Below are 22185 nucleotides of genomic sequence, written 5' to 3' on the forward strand. Positions count from 1 at the left end.
CCCTATATCACCTCCGATACGAACTAACGGAGCGAAGAGAAATACAGTGAAAGTGTGCGATCAGAGCGATTCGCGAGTTATGGCGTTTCTTTCTTTGGACTGGCGCTGGTTTCGGCACTGTTGGAAAGTTGCGCGGTAAAACGATCTTGTGCGCCATAGTCATTAATGCTGCTGAACAACAAAGTTGCCGCATTAGTCGAGTGAAGTTGTTTGAGGGCGAACTCTTTACGCTCGCCGGGGGCGATCATCATCGAATCAAACGGGTGCTCGCTAAGTGCGCCGGATTGCAGGGTGATATCGGCGATGGACACGTGATACAGGCCTGGGTTGTTCACCACCAGCACGCTTTTGCCGGCGCGCTCGGCCAGGCGCCAGGTCAACTCGCTTGGTGCCAGGTAGGCGTTGTTTTTCAGGCCAGCCGGGCGGAAGAACACCTTGATACGCTGGCGCACGGCAAGTTGCAGGGTGTTCTGGGTCTTCGCGTTCTGCGGGATTTCCTGCACGTTGAGCCAGACCACCGATTCGCGGTCGCTCGGCATGCCGGTGCCTTCGTAGATGACCCGCAGTATTTGCTGTTCGTCGCCGCTGACGCGCACCAACGGCGGCGTAACCGCAAACGGCACGGAAGCGGATTCGCTGGCGTCGGTGTCGATCCACGACTGGACCAGGACATCTGCACCGCTGTTACGTACGGTGATGCCGGCTTCCTTGTGCTGGCCGTCGAAGACCAGACGGGTGCTGCTCAAGGAAATGCCGGCCGTGGCCTGATTGACCACGAACAGGCCCAGCAGGCCCGCGCAAAAGGACAATGAGTGACGATAAAACATGATGGTTACCGCGCAAGTGATTGAAAGCACGGGGCCGCGTGGCCCCGCACCGGGCTCGAGTATTCGCGCGGGTTATTCGTATTGCAGGGTGAACGGCAGGGTGGCGTCGCCGCGACCGGCAACCACGGTTGCAACGTCAGCAGTGGTGACGTAGGCAGCCGAGAATTTCAGCGTGGTGTTGCTGTCCTGCAGGGTGTTTTCGATCTTCGCCGCAGCGGGCGAACTCAGGTCGATCAACGCACCGTTGGAATCGAGCAAGGCAATACCGACGTTCTTGGCCGCGCCCAGACCGTCAATCAGCTTCAGCACTTTGGTCCCGGCAACGATGCCCGAACCTGCGCCCTTGGTCGGTTCGAAGATCATGGCGACCTTGGTCCCGGCATTGCAGTTGATCTTCATGTCGAAGTTCTCGGCGCTCAAAGTGCCGTTGCCTTTGGGTGCCGTGGCGGTGCCCATGTCCTTGATCGACACTTCGCCCATGGCGACCGAAATGGTTTTATTGCTGCCGGCGCCTTCTACGGAGCAGGCGTCATTGTTGATGGTGCCGGTGAAGTTGATGGTGCCGCTGCCGGCTTTGGTTGGCACGACCGGGTCAGCGGCCAGGACGTTACCTGCGGCAGCGAACATCGAAAGGGCGAGAAGTGTTTGGGACAACTTTTTCATGTTGCTTTTTCCATTGGTGGGGTTAAAGCAACACAATAAAGCGCGGTTTACCAATGGAACATCAGACGATTCCTAGATGTGCGGAAGTTTCAGTTCAATATCCGTTTGATTAGTTGAACAAGTTGCGCTCGATGCAATAAGTCAATAACTCCTGATCACTGCTGACTTCCAGTTTGCGCATTGCCGATATTTTTTGCGTACTGATGGTTTTAGCACTTCTGTTCAAGTGACGGGCAATGTCGTTGACGCCTTGGCCCTGAACGAACAAACGCAGAATTTCATGCTCCTTGGGCGACAACCGGGAAAAGCGTTCATCCAGATCAGCGCCGTCGTTCACTACGGATGTCGGCGCGGGTGCCTGCCAGCGCACCGGGTTGCCTTTGGCAATGGCTTTGAGTGCGGTCTCGATTTCGTCGTGCAACTGGTTTTTCTGAATGACTGCCAGCACGCCCAGCTCCTGCAGGCGCGTCAGAATCAATGGATTGGAAATCATCGTCAGTACCAGCACTCGAACCTTGGGAAAGTGCCTTATCAGGTACTCCACCAGTTTCAGGCCGTCACCGTAGGTCGAATCGGCAGGCATGTTGAAGTCGGTGATCAACAGATCTACAGGCTTAGTCTCCAGCAGCTTGATCAGCTCATCGGAGCCAACGGCTTCGCCCACCACGCGAAAGCGTTGGTCACGCTCAACCAGTTCCCGTACCCCCAGCAGAACGATGGGATGATCATCGGCAATGACAACGTTGAAGGTTTCCATGAGTGATTTATCCAGAGTGAAGTTATTCGAGGGAGTCAAGCAGATCTTGCAGCCGCGTCAGATTTTGTCGCACCGCCACGGCCAGAGCGGGCGTCACGGCCATGCCGGTCAAGCGACATTCCAGTTCGACAAACGCGCTGGCCAAGGCGTTGATCTGCACTGCCCCTAGCGCCCCCGCCATGCTGTGCAGTTGCTGCGCCACGCTGTTGGCGTCGGCGGCATCCAGTGCCGTCAGGGTGGTCTGAATATCCTGGCGCAGGGTGGTGACAAACAACTCGCGCATTTTTGCAGATAGCGACGGCGGGGTATCGATAACGGGTACCACAGTGATTTTGCAATGTTGCTCAAGTTGCGTGCGCAGGGTAGCGAGGTTCAGCGGCTTGACCATCCACGCGTTCATGCCGACGGCGGCGCAGCGTTCGCCTTCTTCGCGCAGGGCGTTGGCGGTGACGCCGATGATCGGCAGCGTGGCGTCCTGTTGGCGCACCGCTTCGGCCAGTCGGTAGCCGTTCATCACCGGCATGTTGACGTCGGTCAGCAGCAGGTCGAAGCGGCCGGGCGCCCACTGCGCCAGGGCTTGTTCGCCATTCGCGGCGACGACCACCGAGCAGCCCAGAGCCTCCAGTTGTTCCTTGATGATCGCCGCGTTGATCACGTTGTCTTCGGCCACCAGCACCTGCAGATTCAGTGGGCGGGTCTTTGCCTGCAATGCGGTTGGGCGCTGCGCATTGGCGCCGTGTTGTGCCAGATAAATCGCCCAGGCAATCGCGCGCACATCGTCGGCATCGACCGCCCAGTCGGGGCCATTCAGTTGCGCCGGATTTGGGCCGCCCGACAAAGCGAGGATCCGTGGCCCGCTCCAGTGCGGAGCGTTGTCGAGAGGCGTGAGGTCCACCAGCAGCGCCGAGAGTGGCGGCATCTCGGTCGTCACCAAGCGGCAATCCAGACCAAAACGGTTGAGCCAGGCCATCAGGTGCAGCGCCAGTTCGCTGATCGGTGCGCGTACATAAACGGCGGGGCTGCCGGCCACGAAGGCGGGGCAGTCGGCCAAACTGCCCGGCCTGTTCTCCAGCGTGAGTTGCAGGGTAAAACTGCTGCCCAGTCCCGGTTCGCTGACCACGCTCAACTGGCCGTCCATCAACTCGCACAGCCATTTGCAAATGGCCAGGCCCAGACCCGCGCCGGCCTGACTGTCGGCATCGTTGACCTGATAGAACGGGTCGAACAATTGCTGTTGCTGCGCCGGGGAAATTCCCACCCCCGAGTCGCTGACCTGCCATTGCACTTGGGCGCTGCCAGCGGCGTTTTGCAACACTCGCACGCGCAGCACCACGCGACCGTTGTCGGTGAACTTGATCGCGTTGCTCAGCAGGTTGTTGAGGATCTGGCGGATGCGCAACGGGTCACCGCGCAGTTGATCCGGCAAGCCCGAATCGATGCAGGCATACAGTTGCAGGCCTTTGGCGCGGGCAAATGCGCTGTAAGTACGCACGACATCTTCAGTCAGCTCCAGCGGGCAGAAGTCCTCAAGCTCGAGGGTCATTTGCCCGGCCTCGATCTTCGACACATCCAGCACATCGCTGATCAGCTTGAACAGGCTGGCGGATGAACGCTGGATGGTGTCCAGATAATCCTGCTGGCGCGGGGCGAGCGGTGTCAGACCGAGCAATTCGAGGGTGCCCAGCACGCCGTAGAGCGGCGTGCGAATTTCATGGCTCATGGTGGCGAGGAAGCGGCTCTTGGCCTGGTTGGCCGAGTCGGCGGCCTGGCGGGCTTCTTCCAGGGCGGCGGCGTCTTCGATATGCCGGGTCACGTCATGCAACGCACACAACCAGGCATCCTGGCCTTGATAGCGCGTCGAGACGAAAGCCAGATGCAGATGACGCCCGTCGATTTCCAGATCGGCATGGCCGGACTCGCTGTGTGACTTGAGCAGGCTCATCAAACGGCTGCTGTCGTGCCATTGCTGGGCGCGCTGGTTTTCCAGGAGCACGTGGTGATCGCTGCGGCGAATCACACAGAGGCCGGTCGGTGCGGTGTCGATCACCGCCCGGCTGAAGGCCTCGCTTTCGGCAATGCTCGCGTGCGCACTTTGCGCGGGGATGATCACCCGAGCGGTGTACCAGCGATTGATGACCCGACCGCAACCGAGCAGAGCCAGCACCACGGCCACCAGGCACAGCAATGGCCACAGCGCGTAACTGAGAAAACTGCGCAGGCTGATGACGTAGATCGCGGTCCAGTGCTGTGCGCCGGGGCTGCTCAGCTTGAACACCAGACCGTCACGGTCGAAATTTATCCCTTCATCCAGTACCTGATCGGATCTCTGTGCGCCGGTCAAGACCACTCCGGCCGGGGTGATCAAGGTGAAGTCGTCGTAAATCGACCACTCCATCAATCGCTCGATGTTGTTGACCTGAGACAGTTTCAGCAACGTGCCGACCACTACCCAGGAATCGGCTCCCTCAATGGTAAGCGTTGGCTGGAGCAGATTGATCCTGACGTAGGCCAGCAGCGTCGGTGTTGACTCGCTGTCCTGAGTGGGCGGGTAGGGCACCCAATGCACTTGATGATCCGGGACTGATGACGGCTGCTCGCGTGCATGCTGGTTCACCTGGCTCATCACTTGAGCAAACGCGCCGATCTGCATCGGGCCGGCACCGCGCAAGCGTCCGGCGGAGGGCACGGCCACGTCGAAATTGTCGGGGCCATTGAGCAGGATCACTTGCGGCGACTGATAGTGCGACGCCGCCCAGAACGCGCTGTAGTAGGCGGCCAGATAACTGCCCAGCGCGAAAACCTTGGGGTATTGGTCGGCGGCGATTCTGTTCGGATCGATCTTTACACTGAACGGCAGTGAAAACGGCAAGCCGCGACCTTCATAGATATTCGGGCCTTCATCGGGCAGCAGCTTTTGCGAATAGGTGGGCAACACCACCAAAGGGAAATATCGACCCTTGGTACTGGCTTGCGAGATATCGCGCAGAAACACTTCCTGCTCGTGGATGTTCTCCATCAATCGGGCGAAGTGAAACTGCAGGGTGTCGCGTTGCTCTTCGAGCATGCGCAGCACCCCCACATAGCTGATGCCCAACAGCAGCAACACCAGTGCGCCGAGCAGCAGCAGACTTTTGTTCAAACGCAGCGAACTGCTGGCCAGTTTGTCCAGAAATGCATTGGTATGCGGCATTACAGCGCCTGACCAGCGGAGATGGGGCAGCCTTGGGACACAGTGACCTCGGTAGCGAGCGACGTTCAACAACAGCCACGTGCCGTTCAATAGACATTCGCCGGCCCGTCGTGGGTCAGCAAGTGCTGGAACTGATCGGCAGAAACGGCGTGGGAGATCAGGAAACCCTGAACCTGAGTGCAGTCGATTTTACGCAACAGAGCAAGTTCTTGTGCGGTTTCTACACCTTCGGCCACCACCGTCAGGCCCAATTGGCGACCGAGGCTGACAATGCTGGTCAGCGCCTGCGCGAGTTCGGCGTTGGCGTTGCAGCCTTGCACTAGCGCGCGATCGATTTTCAGTTCGGTGAACGGCGCCGACACCAGGTTCATGTACGAGCTGTAGCCCTTGCCGAAATCGTCCTGCGACAGGCCAAAACCCTTGATCCGCAGACGGCACGCGCCGGCGTAGAAATTGCTGATGTCATCGGGCACCGAGCACTCCATCAATTCGAAACAGATTCGCGCGGGCAGGCCTTGATGAGCAAGCACGAAGGCGAGGATGCGGTCGGGCAGGTCGTGGCTGTTGAGCAAATGCGTGGGCAGGTTGACCGAGACCGGAATGTCATAGCCCTGTTCGCGCCAGATGGCTTGGGCGGCGATCGCCTGTTTCAGCACGCACCAGAGCAACGGCTCCTCGAGACCGAACGCAATCAACGCTGGCAAAAATACCCCGGGCAACAGCGTGCCATGTTCAGGATGATTCCAGCGTACCAGCGCTTCGGCGGCGACGATCCGGCCATTGTTCAAAGCCTTCTTCGGTTGAAACCAGGCTTGCAGTTCACCGTTGTCGAGGGCGTTGCAGATACTCTGGCGATCGATGCCGGGATGGCTCGCCGCCGGGACGCTCTGGCGCAGCGCCTGCAATTGATCGATCAGGCAACGCAGGGCGGCAGCATTCACCGGTTTCGAAATCAGCCCGATGACTTTCACCTGCAGGTTGCTCGCCACCAGGCTCGCGCCCATCAGCATGCGCCGTGAGGCGGCGCTCATGATCGCCAGCGCCGGACGCGAACGTTGCGCGGCGAGGCCCTGAATAAATTGCACACCGTCCATGCCCGGCATCAGCAGGTCGGTGAGCACCAGATCGAAGTCGCGTTGTTTCAGGCAATCCAGTGCTTCTTCGCCGTCCTTGGCACAGGCCAGATCGAAGTCGCCCAACTCGCTGAACAGGTTCTGCAAGTACAGATGCTGGAAGGGGTGATCTTCGACAATCAGAATGCTACAGGGCTTCATGGGCGACTCGTTCGTAGGGAGCCAGGACAGCGAACAAGGCTCGAAGCGTAAAAGGTTTGACCAGGCAGTGATTCATGCCGGCAGCCAGACACAGCGCGTCCTCGCCACGCAGGGCGTTGGCGGTCGCGCCGATGATCGGAATGCTGCAACCGAGGCGCCGCAGGGCTTTGACCAGTTCGTAACCGTTGAGGCGAGGCATGTTGACGTCGGTCAGGACGATGTCGAACGCAGCGTCGGGCCAGAGCGCCAAAGCCTCTTCGCCATCGCTGGCCAGCGCCACCGTGCAGCCCAGTTCTTCGAGCTGATCGCGCAGGATCAACTGATTGATGACGTTGTCTTCGGCCACCAGAATGTGCAGGCGCAACGGACGCATCGCGTGGGGTTCACTGTCTTGCGGGCGGTGAACGATCTGGCCGCTCTGGGCCTGGCGAACGGCGCGTTGAATCGCCAGCAGATCATTCAGATTGACCTGCCAGCCGTCGCCGCTGAACTGCGGCTCATGAGCGCCGTCACCGCTGGCCAGTACGCGCGGCCCACGCCATGCCAGGTTCGGGCGCTGTCCGAAGGCTGCGGGATAGAGTTCCAGCAGCACCGCCGTCGCATCCGGCTCAATGCCATCCGGTGCGCCGATATGCGCGCGGGCGCCCCAGCGGCGCAACCAGCCACTGATGCTGTCGGCCAGTTCGCGCACAGGCGAAACGACATAGACGAGGTCCGCGGCCAAGGGCGGCAAAGCAGTAGAAGGTGCGTTGCCGCAGCGTTGCTCCAGCGGCACGCTCAGGGAAAAACTGCTGCCCAGGCCCGGCTCGCTGACCATGCGCAGAGTGCCGTTCATCAAGTGCGTCAGACGTTGGCAAATGGGCAGACCGAGGCCGGTGCCGGCGACCACATTGGTGTTGCCGGTGGTCTGGTAGAACGGCTCGAAAATAAACGCCTGATCGTCATGGGCGATGCCTTTGCCGGTGTCGGAAACCTGCCATTGCAAGCTCACGCGTTCGCCTTCGCGAGCGAGCAGTCTGACCCGCAATACCACGCGCCCGGAATCGGTGAACTTGACCGCGTTACTCAGCAGATTGTTGAGGATCTGTCGCACCCGACTGACATCGCCCAGCAGGCACTCGGGCAGTTGCGGATCAAGGCAGGCATAGAGTTGCAGGCCTTTGCTTTGCGCGGCGGCGGCATAGCCTTGCACCACTTCGTGCACCAGTTCCGGGACGGAAAACTCGCTCAGCTCCAGCGCCAGTTGCCCGGCCTCGATCTTCGATACATCGAGCACGTCGCAAATCAACTGCAGCAACGTCGCCGATGATCCCTCGATCGCCCGTAGGTAACTTTTTTGCTGAGTGTCCAGCTGCGTGCGCGCGAGCAATTCCAGGGTGCCCAGTACACCGTAGAGCGGGGTGCGGATTTCGTGGCTCATGGTCGCCAGAAACAAGGTTTTGGCTTCGTTGGCGGCATCGGCCGATTGGCGTGCCTGTTCCAGTGCTGCTTCGATCTGTCGCCGAGCGCTGATATCGCTGAACGCGCAGAGCAAGACGTCTTCACCCTTGTAGCGGGTGGGTGAGCAGCTCAGGTACAGGTGACGACCGTCGGCGGTCTCGAAGTAGTCAGTCAGGCAGGGCGTGTTGTCGTCAAACGCATCGCGGATCCAGCCAGCCCCCAGTTGCTCGCTGCACGGGCCCAGCCATTGCCGCGCGAGGGTGTTATCCAGCACCACCTGACCGTCACTGCGGCGCAACACGCACAGCGCCACGGGGGCGGTCTGAATCACGTCGCGGCTGAACAGTTCGCTCTCCACCAGCGCCTGAATGCGCTGGATCGCCGGGGTGATGAAACGATGCTCCAGACGGCGGACCAACAGGCACACCAGGCTGATACTCAACACACAGAACATCAGCGCGCCGAGCATTTGCGGCCACAGGGCGCGCAGCACCGCCAGCAAGTCGATGGAGTAGGTGAGCTGCCAGTCCGACGATTTCAGCTGCTTGCGCAACACCAATTGCTCGGGCAGCCAGCCATCGCCGACGAAGCCGAAAAAATCCTGTTGTCGCAGCAATGGCAGGTGCTGTTCTGGCGGTGGTTTGTGGCTGTTGCTGAACAGCGGTTTGCCTTGTGAGTTGAACATGGTGAACTCGCCGGCACTGTGGTCGTTCAGGGCGCTGGAGACTTCGCGGTCGTCCATTTCCAGACCAAGCCAGCCGGAGTGGACGTCGCGTTCATCCAGGCGGATGAAGATGTACAGCCGCGAGTGGCCGTCTGCGGCATGGGTCAGCCACAGTTCCGACAAGGTCGCTGTGAGCTTGAGCGCTTCCAGCTGATCCAGCGTGGCCTGTGGCAAACCGACGACCAGCGGTGTCGCGTTGTATAGCCGCAATACATGACCGCCATTGCTGACATACAGCAGATTGAGCTGCTTGGCTTTCAGGTAATCGCGCATGCGCTGGGTCAGCCAGATGCTCCATTGCTTGCCCGGCGTTTGCCCCAGCAGCAAACGGATTTCTTCTTCGGACACCGGCACGTTTAATTTCGCCTTGCGTGTGGCCGACAGGCTCAGGCTTTCCAGCAGTGCTTCGCGGGTGGTGAAAAAGGTATGCGCTTCGGCGATGGCGCTGCTCATGTAGCTGCGCCGTTGGGAAATCTCATTGTTGAAGGTAAACAGCAGGAAGCTGTAGACGCCGCCGAGAATACCCACCAGCAGCACCAGGGCAAAAATGCGCAGCAGACGCCGCGCCGCATCGGGCGAGGACAGGAGCGGGCTGATCTGATGGAGGTAGTTCTTCAATCTCATCCCGGCACTCTAGGGAGGGCAGGGAGCGGGGAAAATCAGACGATCCTTAGAATGCTAGAGGTAGTTGACGATGAAGGTGACTTCGGTGTTGGCGCTGCCGGCCTTGAGTTCGCCCGTGGGCAGACGGTAGTACGCGGCGGTTAACGGGATCTTGAAATCGGTGCCGGTGGTGGTGAAGGCGTTGAACGGGTAGGTGGTATCGAATGCGATCGGTTGCCCGACGTCGTTCATCAATTGCAGGCCGATGCCGCTGGCGGTGGAGGTGCTGTTGAGCGCGACGATGCCCTTGGTCGCGTCGATGACGGGCGTGGTGGCTTTGAGTGAATAGGTGACTTTCTTGATGCCGGTCTGGCACTGGTTCAGGGCAATGTCGAAGCGCACGGTGCGGGGTTTGGCGCCCGCGTCGCTAAAGTCCTGGAGTTGATAGTCATCGCCCATCGCCCATCGCGACCGGGACGGAAGGGGTCTGGCAGGAGGCGGTGTTCAGCACGATTGGGTTCATCAGGTTAAGTTTCTTCAGGATCAGATCATCGCTCTGCAGGCTGCCCAGATACCCCGCGTCGATGTTGACTTTCGACGTCAGCTCGCCGGTCTTGATGATTTCCAGGCGCACAGAGTTCGCGCCGAAGCCATAGGCGGAGTTGGCGGCGATGGCTTGCAAAGCTGTTTCGTAACGGCTCAGGGCTTCGAACCAGACGCGGTAAGACAGTCCGCTCTTGCCCAGCGGAAAAATACTGTCCTTACCGGTAGCAGTGCCCAGTTTCGGATTCATCTGAATGCCAAACAGGGAAATCTTCGAGCAGCTCCAGATATGGGCGGTTGACTGCAAGGTGTCCTGATAGACAACGGTGCCATTGGGTGTATCGGCAGGAATGGTCAGAGTGGAACTGGCGAGACTGGCGCCAAAATTGAGGGTTTCAGTCTTTGAGTTGACTGCAACACAGCTGCCGGCCATCACGCTCGAGGCGCAGGCAAGCAAGCTGGCTGCGATACAAAACAGGAGCGGGCGCTGGAGTTTGAAACGCTTCATGAAGGGGTTTACGTAATTGGCCAAAGAGCGGCGTACGTTAAACACGCCGTTTGCCGATGGACATCAGGCGATTCTTAGAACACGCTCCCGCGCCTGCGTAAACGCGGCGATGTATTAGACTCACCGAAGCCTGAAAACCTTGCAGGTTGTGCGGTCCCCGATTCACCAGAGAGGTCATATGGTCCGCTTGAGTATGGTCTTGCTCGGTCACGACTTTGTCCGCAAACGTTGGTCCGCGCTGGCGCTGACGGGCATTGTCTGGGGCGCGGCCGGTGTGGGCATCTTCATTGATGCGCTGGACGGCGTTCTGTATTTTCCGCTGCATCTCTTCGGCTATCTGTTGCTGCTCGAAGCGCTGATCCTGCTGCTGGTGCCGGCACCGCAAGCCGGGACCGCTGCGGCCCTGCGCAGAGCGCGAGGACTGGCGTTTCTCTTGCTGGGGCTGCTGATCGTCGACCGGCAACACGCCGCCGGGCTGATTCTGGCGGTGCTGTTTGGCGGGGCTTTCATCATTGATGGGGGCTTCAGGCTGGCGGCTGCGCTGGTGGTGCGCTTTGTCGGTTGGCGAGTGTCGCTGCTGGCGGGGCTGTTCGAAATCGGCTTTGGCGTGTTTATCCTCGAACCGTATCCGACGCTGTACAAGGGCACGGTGCCGTTTTGCATTGGCATGAGCCTGTTTCTCTCGGGCTGTGCCTTGTTGCGCCAAGCGGTGCGCTTCAAAAACCAGCTGCCGCTGACGAGTCCTGCTGCAGTGAGTGCGCCGACCAGCAGCGACGCGATGGTGATTCACGTCTGGACCCCCAGCGGCACCGTCGACGACACCCTGGTGCGCAATCGCCTGCTCAACCGCTACATCGCGGCGGTCGATATCAACGGCGTGATTTCCGCCGGCCATGCGGCGCTGGAATGCGGGCCGGACATTTACATCAGCCATTACCCGCAGGACGACATCGATCGTTCGGCGGGGGATTTCGTGCGCTTGCTGCGGGCGACGCCGAACAACGACGTCGCCGGCCGGTTTCTGCCGGACTATGTCGGCGAGGTGGCGGACTGGTGTCCGTCTTCGGTGCAGGTCAGTTTTGCCCATTACGACGCCCGGCGCCTGCATGCGTTCTGGACGGAGTATCGGCAGAACAGCACGTACAACCTGACCAGTCGCAATTGTTCCAGTGCTGTCGCCCATAGCCTCGAAGCGGCCTTGGAAGGGGCGATGAACCGGGGGCATTCGAGCATGCTGGATTTCGCCCGGGTCATTTTCAGCCCCGAGTTCTGGGTTGCCGCGCAAGTGCGCAAGCGCGCCGAAGTGATGGCCTGGACGCCCGGACTGGTGCTCGATTATGCGCGAGCGTTGCATGCTGCCATCGAGCCGGCACCGCCGGGCTGGCACAGCATTTATGCGGTGAGCAAGCGGGCGTTTGGGTATGTGGCCACTGCGTTGCGGGGGCGTGCGGTGCATCCGGTGCAGCCGCCACCTGTGCATCCTTCTGACGAATCCTGACCGACTTCACACCGAGTCGCTCCAATCGCGAGCAGGCTCACTCCTACATTTGAAATTCGTTCCCTTGTAGGAGTGAGCCTGCTCGCGATGGCGTCCGCCTGAGCGCCACAAAAACCCACTCCACTGATCAATTAATTACCAAGCCTGCTAACTATTACGTTGACATTCGCTGCCTAGGCAGTAACATCTCGACATACATTCACTGCCTAGGCAGTTATTAGGTGAGCAAATGAAGCATTTCACCCCGGACGAATTCAAACATTGCCATCTCGGCCTGTTGCTTGGCCGTGCGGCGCTGCTCAAGGACCGGATCATCGATACCCACATGGAACCCCACGGCATCACCGCCGCGCAGTTCAAGGTGTTGATCATCATGGCCCAGTTCGGCGTCGATACCCCGGCCGAGCTGTGCCGGCATCTGTCGCTCGACAGCGGTTCGATGACACGCATGCTCGATCGTCTGGAGCAGAAGGGCTTTCTGGCTCGCCACCGCAGCGAAGGCGATCGCCGTCAGGTGCAACTGAAGCTGACCGAGCAAGGCCAGCAATTGGCCGATCGCCTGCCGCACATCGGCGCCGATGCAATGAATGAACTGGCCGGTGCCGTCACTCCGGACGAGTTGAAGACCCTGGAATACATCCTCAAGAAAATCCTGCTGGCAGCCGGTGACCCGATCACCATTCAGCGGTTAGGTGAACACAATGAGCGGTAAAACCTTGCGCAGCAGCCTGACGCTGTTGCTGTCGGCGATGATCCTCGCCGGCTGCGCCAACTACAGCGGCCTCGACACTCAAGGCAAAAGCCTTGATGCGAAAAGCCTCAACGTCAGCCAATCCCTCAACGGCGTGACCCTGTCGCCGGCCGCGTGGCCGAAAAGCGACTGGTGGACCAGCCTCGGCGATCCGCAACTCGACGGCTTGATCCGCGAAGCCCTGCACGACAGCCCGGACATGCAAATCGCCGAAGCCCGCGCGCATCAGGCCAACGCCGCTGCGTACGCCGCCGATGCCGAGCGCTATCCGACCCTCGACGCCAGCGCCGGCATTAGCCGTTCGCGTCTGGCCAAGGATCAGGACCCGCGAGGGCAGGGCGATGCCTACGCCACCGTGCGTAACGTCAGCGCCGGGTTCAATTACAACTTCGACCTCTGGGGCGGCCAGCGTGATGCCTGGGAAGCTGCACTCGGTCAGGCCCGCGCCGCTGAAGTTGATCGTCAGGCTGCGCAGTTGACGCTTGCCGCCGATGTCGCTCGTGCCTACAGCGATCTCGGTCAGGCGCACATCGTTTATGACCTGGCGAACGAAGACCTCAAGCGCACCAAACAGATGCTCGATTTGAGCCAGCGTCGCCTGAGTTCCGGGATCGACAGTCAGTACCAGTTCCAGCAAACACAAAGTCTGGAAGCCAGTTCCGAAGCCAGCCTGATCGACGCAGAAAAACGCTTGAACAGCGCCAAGATCGCCCTGGCCGTGCTGCTCGGCAAAGGCCCGGATCGCGGCAACGAAATTGCCCGACCGAAAGTCCTGCAAGCCAGCGCGGTCGCCGTGCCGTCGGTGCTGCCGGCGGAACTGCTCGGTCGTCGCCCGGATCTGGTCGCTGCGCGCTGGCGCGTTGAAGCGGCGAGCAAGGATATCGACTCGGCGAAAACCCGCTTCTATCCCAACTTGAACCTGTCGGCCTCGGCCGGTGCCGAGTCTTTGTTGGGTGACGCGATGTTCGGTTCGGCCAGTCGCTTCTTCAACATTGCCCCGACCATTTCGGTGCCGATCTTCGACGGCGGACGCCTGCGCGCCAACCTCGATGCGCGCGACGCCGATTACGATCTGGCGGTGGCGCAGTACAACAAAAGTCTGGTGAAAGCACTGGGCGATGTCAGCGACACGATCAACCAGTTGCGTGACATCGGCCGGCAGATCGGCGCGCAGCAACACGCCACTGACATTGCCCAGGATTCTTACAACACCGTCGTCCAGCGTTACGGTTCCGGCATCGGCAACTACCTGGACGTGCTCAGCATCGAGCAGCAATTGCTGCAGGCCCAGCGTCAACTGGCCACCCTCAATGCCGAGCAGATCGACCTGTCGATTCAACTGATGCAAGCGCTGGGCGGCGGCTTCCAGGGGCAAACCCTGACCGCAGCCAACGCCAGCCCAGCCACGCCGCACAACTAATTCAAGGTACTTGTCATGGCCACTGCCGAAAACACCCAAGCTCAAGGCAACACCCCGGACACCGGCAACCCGCGCAAACGCAAAGTCATGCTGCTGGTGCTGGCCGTTGTGGTTGCACTCGCCTGCGCCGGCGTCTGGGCGTATCACGAATTCATCGGGCGCTTCAACGAAAGCACCGACGACGCCTACGTCAACGGCAACGTCGTCGAAATCACCCCGCTGGTGACCGGCACCGTGGTCAGCATCGGTGCTGACGATGGTGATCTGGTTCACGAAGGTCAGGTGCTGATCAACTTCGACCCCAACGATGCCGAAGTCGGCCTCCAAAGTGCGCAAGCAAAACTGGCGCGCACCGTGCGTCAGGTGCGTGGTCTGTACAGCAACGTTGACGGCATGAAAGCCCAGGTCAACGCGCAACAGGCCGAAGTGCAGAAGGCGCAGGACAACTACAACCGGCGGAAAAACCTGGCGCAGGGCGGGGCGATTTCCCAGGAAGAACTGTCCCACGCTCGCGACGACCTGACCTCGGCGCAAAACGCCCTGGCCAACGCCAAGCAGCAACTGAAAACCACCAGCGCTCTGGTCGATGACACCGTGGTGTCGTCGCATCCGGACGTGATGTCGGCGGCTGCAGATCTGCGTCAGGCTTACCTGACCAATGCCCGCAGCACTTTGATCGCGCCGGTCACCGGTTACGTCGCCAAGCGCACTGTGCAACTCGGTCAGCGCGTGCAGCCGGGCACGGCGTTGATGGCGGTGATTCCGCTGGATCAGCTATGGATCGACGCCAACTTCAAGGAAACCCAACTGCGTGACATGCGCATCGGTCAGCCGGTCGATATCGAATCCGATATCTACGGCAGCGACGTGAAATACAGCGGCACCGTCGACAGCCTCGGTGCCGGCACCGGCAGCGCGTTTGCCCTGCTACCGGCGCAGAACGCCACCGGTAACTGGATCAAGATCGTGCAGCGTGTACCGGTGCGGATTCACATCAACGCCGAAGAGCTGGCCAAGCACCCGCTGCGTGTCGGTCTGTCGACCAATGTTGAAGTGAATCTGCACGACCAGAGCGGCCCGGTACTGGCGCAGCAGCCACCGCAGAAAGCGTCGTTCAGCACCAACGTCTACGACCGCCAACTGGCCGAAGCCGACGCGATGATTGCGCAGCTGATCCACGACAACAGCGCCGCGGTGAGCAAAACCGCGCAACGCTGATATCGACCCTGACCCTGTGGGAGCGAGCTTGCTCGCGAAAGCGGTGTGTCATTCAGCATTGATTTGTCTGACAGGCCGCCTTCGCGAGCAAGCTCGCTCCCACAAGAGGGCGGCGTCAACCTGGTTTCATAGGATTCACAATGAGCAATAACGCCTCTTTCACGCCGCCCAGCCTGTTGCTCAGCACCATCGGCCTGTCGCTGGCGACGTTCATGCAAGTGCTCGACACCACCATTGCCAACGTGGCGCTGCCAACGATTTCCGGCAACCTCGGGGTGAGTTCGGAGCAGGGCACCTGGGTGATCACCTCGTTCGCCGTGAGCAACGCGATTGCGCTGCCGCTGACCGGTTGGCTCAGCCGCCGCTTCGGTGAGGTGAAGCTGTTTCTCTGGGCCACCATTCTGTTTGTGCTGGCCTCGTTCCTCTGCGGTATCTCGACGTCGATGCCGGAACTGATCGGCTTCCGTGTCCTGCAAGGTCTGGTCGCCGGGCCGCTGTACCCGATGACGCAAACCCTGTTGATCGCGGTCTATCCGCCCGCGAGGCGAGGCATGGCCCTGGCGTTACTGGCGATGGTCACGGTGGTTGCGCCGATTGCCGGGCCGATTCTTGGCGGCTGGATTACCGACAGTTACAGCTGGCCGTGGATCTTCTTCATCAACGTGCCGATCGGGATTTTTGCGGTGATGGTGGTGCGCTCGCAATTGGCCAAACGCCCGGTGGAGACCAGCCGTCAGCCGATGGATTACGTCGGACTGATCACGCTGATCATCGGCGTCGGCGCGTTACAGGTGATCCTCGATAAGGGCAATGATCTGGACTGGTTCGAGTCGAACTTCATCATCATCGGCGCGGCGATTTCGGTGATTGCGCTGGCGGTGTTTGTTATCTGGGAAATGACCGACCAGCACCCGGTGGTCAACCTGCGGCTGTTCGCCTACCGCAACTTCCGCATCGGCACGCTGGTGTTGGTGCTGGGTTACGCCGGGTTCTTCGGCATCAACCTGATCCTGCCGCAGTGGTTGCAGACGCAAATGGGCTACACCGCGACCTGGGCCGGTCTGGCCGTAGCGCCGATCGGCATTCTGCCGGTGCTGCTGTCGCCGTTTGTCGGCAAGTACGCGAACAAGTTCGACCTGCGTTTACTGGCCGGGCTGGCGTTTCTGGCGATTGGCTTGAGCTGCTTTATGCGGGCGGGATTCACCAACGAGGTGGATTTCCAGCACATTGCTTTGGTGCAGTTGTTCATGGGCATTGGCGTGGCGCTGTTCTTCATGCCGACGTTGAGCATTCTGATGTCGGACCTGCCGCCGAGTCAGATTGCCGATGGCGCGGGTCTGGCGACTTTCCTGCGGACGTTGGGCGGTAGCTTTGCGGCGTCGCTGACCACGTGGATCTGGATTCGTCGGGCCGATCAGCATCATGCGTATATGAGTGAGAGCATCAGCACCTTCGAGCCGGCGACTCGCGAGACCTTGAATCATTTGGGCGGGGCGAGCCAATCGGCTTATGCGCAGATGGATCAGATTTTGACCAGTCAGGCTTACATGCTCTCTACCGTGGATTACTTCACGCTGCTGGGCTGGGGGTTTATGGGGTTGATTCTGATTGTGTGGCTGGCGAAACCGCCGTTTGCTGCCAAGGCAGGGCCGGCTGCTTCTGGGCATTAAGGTCAAAAGCCCCTCACCCTAACCCTCTCCCGGAGGGAGAGGGGACTGACCGTGGTGGATGTTCGAGGTACACCGACTTGCAATACCGAGCCGAACTCAGGTTTTGAACTGCATGCGGTCAGCTCCCTTTCCCCCTCGCCCCCCTGGGGGAGAGGGCTGGGGTGAGGGGGTAAAGCTTTTAGCCGTGCGGCAAAGCCAGCGGCGGGGCGAAGTCGAACGGCGCCAAGGCGTACCCGCTCTCATCCACCTGCAACGCCCAACCCTGGCTATCCCAATCCCCCAACACAATCCGCTTCGCCGCTTGTTCACCAAGCTGCAACTTGTGGATCGCCGGGCGGTGCGTATGCCCGTGAATCAGGGTTTTCACGCCAAATTCCTGCATGATCCGCGGAATTTCCTCCGGCGTGACATCGACAATGTCGTTGGCCTTCATCCGCGTCTGTGCACGGCTTTCGCTGCGCAGCTTGCGCGCCAGTTTGTGGCGTGTACTCAGCGGCAGGTTGCGCAGGATAAACCGGGTGATCGGGTTGCGCAGGTAACGCCGCAGCTTCATATAGCCGACGTCGCGGGTGCACAGGCTGTCGCCGTGCATCAACAGCACCGGCTCGCCGTAAAACTGCACGACACTCGGGTCCTTCAACAACGTACAGCCGGCCTGCTTGCAGAAGGCCTTGCCGAGCATGAAGTCGCGATTGCCGTGCATCAGAAATATGGCCGTGCCGCTGTCGCTGAGTTCGCGCAGGGCCTGGCAGATGGAGCGCTGGAAGGGCGTCATGGCGTCGTCGCCAATCCACGCTTCGAAGAAGTCGCCGAGAATGTACAACGCACTCGCCGAGCGGGCGCGTCCGGCGAGCAAATCCAGAAACGCCCGGGTAATGTCCGGGCGCTCCTCTTCCAGATGCAAGTCTGAAATCAGCAATATCACGCTTCGATGATCTCGGCTTTCTCGATGATCACGTCGTCTGCTGGTACGTCCTGGTGGCCGGCCTTGGAAGTGGTCGAAACACCTTTGATCTTGTCGACAACGTCAGTACCTGCGGTCACTTTACCGAATACTGCGTAGCCCCAGCCCTGCACGTTCTTGCCGCTGTGGTTGAGGAAGGTGTTGTCGGCGACGTTGATGAAGAATTGCGCGGAAGCCGAATGCGGCTCCATGGTACGGGCCATGGCAACGGTGTATTTGTCGTTGGAAAGACCGTTGTCAGCTTCGTTCTGGATGCTTGGACGCTTGTCTTTCTTTTCCTTCATGCCTGGCTCGAAACCGCCGCCCTGGATCATGAAGTTACCGATGACACGGTGGAAAACGGTGTTTTCGTAGTGACCGGCGTTGACGTATTCGATGAAGTTGGCGACGGTGATCGGCGCCTTTTCAGCGTTCAGTTCGATGACGATGTCGCCATGATTGGTGGTCAATTTAACTTGAGTCATGATCGCTACTCTTTATAAGGAATTCGTGGGCAATGGGACATTTGCGCCCGCTACCGGTTCAGCCCGTGGGCCAAGGTGCGCAGTTTAGCGTGACAGGCGCGAATTTCGAGGCAGTTTTTCCAAATCCCTGCGATTAAATGCGCTCCTTTATAGGCCGTGCTCTGTCAGCCCCTTGACAGCATCGGCTATGATAGCGGCTTTGTTTTGTCTGGCCCCCTCTGCGGCCGCGCACATGTAAGTCAAGGATCCTATGAGCAAGCCCACTGTCGACCCTACCTCGAATGCCAAGTCCGGCCCTGCCGTGCCGGTCAATTTCCTGCGGCCGATCATCCAGGCAGACCTGGACTCGGGCAAGCACACCCAGATCGTCACCCGTTTTCCGCCTGAGCCCAACGGCTACCTGCACATCGGCCACGCCAAGTCGATCTGCGTGAACTTCGGCCTGGCCCAGGAGTTCGGCGGCGTCACGCACCTGCGTTTCGACGACACCAACCCGGCCAAGGAAGACCAGGAATACATCGACGCAATCGAAGCCGACGTCAAATGGCTGGGTTTCGAGTGGTCCGGCGAAGTGCGCTACGCCTCGCAGTATTTCGACCAGTTGCATGACTGGGCGGTGGAGCTGATCAAGGCCGGCAAGGCCTACGTCGACGACCTGACCCCAGAGCAAGCCAAGGAATACCGTGGCAGCCTGACCGAGCCGGGCAAGAACAGCCCGTTCCGCGACCGTTCGGTGGAAGAGAACCTCGACTGGTTCGCCCGCATGCGTGCCGGTGAGTTCCCGGACGGCGCCCGCGTGCTGCGCGCGAAGATCGACATGGCCTCGCCGAACATGAACCTGCGCGACCCGATCATGTACCGCATCCGCCACGCCCATCACCACCAGACCGGCGACAAGTGGTGCATCTACCCGAACTACGACTTCACCCACGGTCAGTCGGACGCCATCGAAGGCATCACCCACTCGATCTGCACCCTGGAGTTCGAAAGCCATCGTCCGCTGTACGAGTGGTTCCTCGATGCCTTGCCAGTGCCGGCGCACCCGCGTCAGTACGAGTTCAGCCGCCTGAACCTCAACTACACCATCACCAGCAAGCGCAAGCTCAAGCAACTGGTCGATGAAAAGCACGTGCATGGCTGGGACGATCCGCGCATGTCCACGCTGTCGGGCTTCCGCCGCCGTGGCTACACGCCGAAATCGATCCGCAACTTCTGCGAAATGGTCGGCACCAACCGTTCCGACGGCGTGGTTGACTTCGGCATGCTCGAATTCAGCATCCGTGACGACCTCGATCAGACCGCGCCGCGCGCCATGTGCGTGCTGCGTCCGCTGAAAGTCGTCATCACCAACTACCCGGAAGGCCAGGTCGAGAACCTCGAACTGCCGCGCCACCCGAAAGAAGACATGGGCGTACGCGCGCTGCCATTCGCCCGGGAAATCTACATCGACCGTGATGACTTCATGGAAGAGCCGCCGAAGGGCTACAAGCGCCTGGAACCGGCCGGTGAAGTGCGTCTGCGCGGCAGCTACGTGATCCGTGCCGACGAAGCGATCAAGGACGCCGATGGCAACATCGTCGAACTGCGTTGCTCGTACGACCCGGAAACCCTCGGCAAGAACCCTGAAGGCCGCAAGGTCAAAGGCGTGATCCACTGGGTGCCGGCTGCCGCCAGCGTCGAGTGCGAAGTGCGTCTGTACGATCGCCTGTTCCGTTCGGCCAACCCTGAGAAGGCTGAAGACAGCGCGAGTTTCCTCGACAACATCAACCCTGATTCGCTGCAGGTACTGACCGGTTGTCGTGCGGAGCCATCGCTTGGCAACGCACAGCCGGAAGACCGTTTCCAGTTCGAGCGCGAAGGCTACTTCGTTGCTGATATGAAGGACTCGAAACCAGGTCAGCCGGTATTCAACCGTACCGTGACCCTGCGTGATTCGTGGGGCCAGTGATTCAGCGTCAAGGAAATATAAAGTGCTGACGATCTACAACACGCTCACCAAGAGCAAAGAAGTCTTCAAGCCGCTGGATGGCAACAAGGTGCGCATGTACGTCTGCGGGATGACCGTGTACGACTACTGCCACCTTGGCCACGGCCGCAGCATGGTCGCTTTCGACCTGGTGACCCGCTGGTTGCGGTTCAGCGGCTACGACCTGACCTACGTGCGCAACATCACCGACATCGACGACAAGATCATCAACCGCGCCAACGAGAACGGTGAATCGTTCGAAGCGTTGACCGAGCGCATGATCGCCGCGATGCACGAAGACGAAGCGCGCCTGAACATCAAGAAGCCGGACATGGAACCGCGCGCCACGGATCACATTCCGGGCATGCACGCGATGATCCAGACCTTGATCGACAAGGGTTACGCCTACGCCCCGGGTAACGGTGACGTGTACTACCGCGTCGCCAAGTTCATGGGCTACGGCAAGCTGTCGCGCAAGAAGATCGAAGACCTGCGCATCGGCGCGCGCATCGAAGTCGACGAGTCGAAACAGGACCCGCTGGACTTCGTGCTGTGGAAAGCCGCCAAGCCGGGCGAGCCAAGCTGGGAATCGCCGTGGGGTGCCGGGCGTCCGGGTTGGCACATCGAGTGCTCGGTGATGTCCACCTGCTGCCTCGGTGAGACCTTCGACATTCATGGCGGCGGCAGCGACCTCGAGTTCCCGCACCACGAAAACGAAATCGCCCAGAGCGAAGCGGCCACCGGCAAGACCTACGCCAACGCGTGGATGCATTGCGGCATGATTCGCATCAATGGCGAGAAGATGTCCAAGTCCTTGAACAACTTCTTCACCATTCGCGACGTGCTGGAAAAGTACCACCCGGAAGTCGTGCGTTACCTGCTGGTGTCGAGCCACTACCGCAGCGCGATCAACTACTCGGAAGACAACCTCAAGGACGCCAAAGGCGCACTCGAGCGTTTCTACCACGCGTTGAAAGGTCTGCCGACAGTGGCGCCGGCCGGCGGCGAAGCCTTCGTCGAGCGTTTCACCTCGGTGATGAACGACGACTTCGGCACGCCGGAAGCCTGCGCTGTGTTGTTTGAGATGGTGCGTGAGATCAACCGTCTGCGTGAGAGCGATCTTGATGCGGCGGCGGGCCTAGCGGCACGACTGAAAGAACTGGCGAGCGTGTTGGGTGTGTTGCAGCTCGAAGCCGATGACTTCTTGCAGGCGGGCGCTGAAGGGCGTGTCGATGCGGCAGAGGTTGATGCACTGATTGCGGCGCGTCTGGCGGCTCGGGCCGGGAAGGATTGGGCTGAGTCCGATCGTATCCGTGACCAGCTGACGGCGATGGGCGTTGTGTTGGAAGACGGCAAGGGTGGGACTACCTGGCGCCTGGCTGACTGATTGCTGTGTTTGGCTTCAAAACAAAACCCGCCTAGTGCGGGTTTTTGTTTGGGCGCAAGAAAACCCCCTCACCCTAGCCCTCTCCCAGAGGGAGAGGGGACTGATTGGGGGATGTTCAGGAAATACGCCGACCTGAGCGATTTTTGCTGAATCCATAATCAGCTAGGTTTTTCAGGTCGATGTATAACGCCAGACACCTCGGTCAGCGCCCTCTCCCCCCGGGAGAGGGCTGGGGTTGCTTTTGACGTTCGCGTAGGTCTTGATGTCGGCAACGCGTTCAGCCGGATGCTGAGCGGCGACGATCATGTAAGGGAAAAA

At 60.1% G+C, this 22185-nt stretch carries 17 protein-coding genes; 7 read left to right on the forward strand and 10 right to left on the reverse strand.

The window, feature by feature from the left end:
* Positions 1-77: 77 nt before the first annotated feature.
* The 8 genes from H8F23_RS20850 to H8F23_RS28945 all read right to left on the reverse strand — a co-directional run bounded on the left by H8F23_RS20850 (position 78) and on the right by H8F23_RS28945 (position 10529).
* Positions 78-827 (reverse strand): fimbrial biogenesis chaperone, encoded by a 750-nt coding sequence (locus H8F23_RS20850; RefSeq protein WP_194935629.1) that lies wholly within the window; start codon positions 825-827, stop codon positions 78-80.
* Positions 828-899: 72 nt separating this feature from the next.
* Positions 900-1490, reverse strand: coding sequence for a fimbrial protein (locus H8F23_RS20855; protein ID WP_194935630.1), 591 nt, complete (start codon positions 1488-1490; stop codon positions 900-902).
* A 109-nt stretch (positions 1491-1599) separates the two neighbouring features.
* The gene (locus tag H8F23_RS20860; RefSeq protein ID WP_110719356.1) at positions 1600-2247 is read right to left on the reverse strand and encodes a response regulator; all 648 of its coding nucleotides are present in this window, start codon (positions 2245-2247) and stop codon (positions 1600-1602) included.
* A gap of 22 nt (positions 2248-2269) precedes the next feature.
* Positions 2270-5437: a hybrid sensor histidine kinase/response regulator gene (locus tag H8F23_RS20865; RefSeq protein WP_194935631.1), complete on the reverse strand. Its 3168-nt coding sequence runs from the start codon at positions 5435-5437 to the stop codon at positions 2270-2272.
* A gap of 86 nt (positions 5438-5523) precedes the next feature.
* Positions 5524-6711, reverse strand: coding sequence for an EAL domain-containing response regulator (locus tag H8F23_RS20870; protein ID WP_194935632.1), 1188 nt, complete (start codon positions 6709-6711; stop codon positions 5524-5526).
* The gene (locus H8F23_RS20875) at positions 6698-9499 is read right to left on the reverse strand and encodes an ATP-binding protein (protein WP_194935633.1); all 2802 of its coding nucleotides are present in this window, start codon (positions 9497-9499) and stop codon (positions 6698-6700) included. The genes H8F23_RS20870 and H8F23_RS20875 overlap by 14 nt, the downstream gene beginning before the upstream one ends.
* A gap of 54 nt (positions 9500-9553) precedes the next feature.
* Positions 9554-9937: a fimbrial protein gene (locus H8F23_RS28940; protein ID WP_228759315.1), complete on the reverse strand. Its 384-nt coding sequence runs from the start codon at positions 9935-9937 to the stop codon at positions 9554-9556.
* On the reverse strand, positions 9927-10529 hold the full coding sequence (locus H8F23_RS28945; protein WP_228759316.1) for a hypothetical protein: 603 nt from the start codon (positions 10527-10529) through the stop codon (positions 9927-9929). Before H8F23_RS28945 ends, H8F23_RS28940 begins: the two co-directional genes overlap by 11 nt.
* 178 nt (positions 10530-10707) lie before the next feature.
* Between H8F23_RS28945 and H8F23_RS20885 the strand changes: the two genes are divergently transcribed.
* The 5 genes from H8F23_RS20885 to H8F23_RS20905 all read left to right on the forward strand — a co-directional run bounded on the left by H8F23_RS20885 (position 10708) and on the right by H8F23_RS20905 (position 17086).
* Complete coding sequence (locus tag H8F23_RS20885; protein ID WP_194935634.1) at positions 10708-12027, forward strand: hypothetical protein; 1320 nt, start codon at positions 10708-10710, stop codon at positions 12025-12027.
* 229 nt (positions 12028-12256) lie between these two features.
* Positions 12257-12739: a MarR family winged helix-turn-helix transcriptional regulator gene (locus H8F23_RS20890; protein WP_095189882.1), complete on the forward strand. Its 483-nt coding sequence runs from the start codon at positions 12257-12259 to the stop codon at positions 12737-12739.
* A complete protein-coding gene (locus H8F23_RS20895; RefSeq protein ID WP_194935635.1) occupies positions 12729-14198 on the forward strand; it encodes an efflux transporter outer membrane subunit in 1470 nt (489 codons plus the stop codon). The genes H8F23_RS20890 and H8F23_RS20895 overlap by 11 nt, the downstream gene beginning before the upstream one ends.
* 15 nt (positions 14199-14213) lie before the next feature.
* A complete protein-coding gene (locus H8F23_RS20900) occupies positions 14214-15416 on the forward strand; it encodes an HlyD family secretion protein (RefSeq protein ID WP_008082123.1) in 1203 nt (400 codons plus the stop codon).
* A 140-nt stretch (positions 15417-15556) separates the two neighbouring features.
* Positions 15557-17086, forward strand: coding sequence for a DHA2 family efflux MFS transporter permease subunit (locus tag H8F23_RS20905; RefSeq protein ID WP_016986555.1), 1530 nt, complete (start codon positions 15557-15559; stop codon positions 17084-17086).
* Between the two features lie 178 nt (positions 17087-17264).
* On the opposite strand, the gene lpxH is transcribed toward H8F23_RS20905, so the two are convergent.
* Positions 17265-18011, reverse strand: a complete 747-nt coding sequence (gene lpxH, locus H8F23_RS20910; protein ID WP_194935636.1) for a UDP-2,3-diacylglucosamine diphosphatase — start codon at positions 18009-18011, stop codon at positions 17265-17267.
* A complete protein-coding gene (locus H8F23_RS20915) occupies positions 18008-18514 on the reverse strand; it encodes a peptidylprolyl isomerase (protein ID WP_093434208.1) in 507 nt (168 codons plus the stop codon). The genes lpxH and H8F23_RS20915 overlap by 4 nt, the downstream gene beginning before the upstream one ends.
* A 250-nt stretch (positions 18515-18764) precedes the next feature.
* On the opposite strand from H8F23_RS20915, the gene H8F23_RS20920 reads away from it, so the two are divergent.
* A complete protein-coding gene (locus H8F23_RS20920) occupies positions 18765-20462 on the forward strand; it encodes a glutamine--tRNA ligase/YqeY domain fusion protein (RefSeq protein WP_194935637.1) in 1698 nt (565 codons plus the stop codon).
* 22 nt (positions 20463-20484) lie between these two features.
* Positions 20485-21867: a cysteine--tRNA ligase gene (cysS, locus tag H8F23_RS20925; protein ID WP_194935638.1), complete on the forward strand. Its 1383-nt coding sequence runs from the start codon at positions 20485-20487 to the stop codon at positions 21865-21867.
* Positions 21868-22185: the final 318 nt, after the last annotated feature.

The organism is Pseudomonas neuropathica (assembly GCF_015461835.1).
In the GTDB taxonomy this organism is placed as follows: domain Bacteria; phylum Pseudomonadota; class Gammaproteobacteria; order Pseudomonadales; family Pseudomonadaceae; genus Aquipseudomonas; species Aquipseudomonas neuropathica.

Coding starts and splice junctions, on each gene's coding strand:
- H8F23_RS20895 (WP_194935635.1), top strand. CDS start 12,729: ATGAGCGGTAAAACCTTGCGCAGCAGCCTGACGCTGTTGCTGTCGGCG.
- H8F23_RS20865 (WP_194935631.1), bottom strand. CDS start 5,437: ATGCCGCATACCAATGCATTTCTGGACAAACTGGCCAGCAGTTCGCTG.
- H8F23_RS20855 (WP_194935630.1), bottom strand. CDS start 1,490: ATGAAAAAGTTGTCCCAAACACTTCTCGCCCTTTCGATGTTCGCTGCC.
- H8F23_RS20860 (WP_110719356.1), bottom strand. CDS start 2,247: ATGGAAACCTTCAACGTTGTCATTGCCGATGATCATCCCATCGTTCTG.
- H8F23_RS20900 (WP_008082123.1), top strand. CDS start 14,214: ATGGCCACTGCCGAAAACACCCAAGCTCAAGGCAACACCCCGGACACC.
- H8F23_RS20850 (WP_194935629.1), bottom strand. CDS start 827: ATGTTTTATCGTCACTCATTGTCCTTTTGCGCGGGCCTGCTGGGCCTG.
- H8F23_RS20915 (WP_093434208.1), bottom strand. CDS start 18,514: ATGACTCAAGTTAAATTGACCACCAATCATGGCGACATCGTCATCGAA.
- H8F23_RS20920 (WP_194935637.1), top strand. CDS start 18,765: ATGAGCAAGCCCACTGTCGACCCTACCTCGAATGCCAAGTCCGGCCCT.
- H8F23_RS28940 (WP_228759315.1), bottom strand. CDS start 9,937: ATGGGCGATGACTATCAACTCCAGGACTTTAGCGACGCGGGCGCCAAA.
- H8F23_RS20905 (WP_016986555.1), top strand. CDS start 15,557: ATGAGCAATAACGCCTCTTTCACGCCGCCCAGCCTGTTGCTCAGCACC.
- H8F23_RS20870 (WP_194935632.1), bottom strand. CDS start 6,711: ATGAAGCCCTGTAGCATTCTGATTGTCGAAGATCACCCCTTCCAGCAT.
- H8F23_RS20885 (WP_194935634.1), top strand. CDS start 10,708: ATGGTCCGCTTGAGTATGGTCTTGCTCGGTCACGACTTTGTCCGCAAA.
- H8F23_RS20875 (WP_194935633.1), bottom strand. CDS start 9,499: ATGAGATTGAAGAACTACCTCCATCAGATCAGCCCGCTCCTGTCCTCG.
- H8F23_RS28945 (WP_228759316.1), bottom strand. CDS start 10,529: ATGAAGCGTTTCAAACTCCAGCGCCCGCTCCTGTTTTGTATCGCAGCC.
- H8F23_RS20890 (WP_095189882.1), top strand. CDS start 12,257: ATGAAGCATTTCACCCCGGACGAATTCAAACATTGCCATCTCGGCCTG.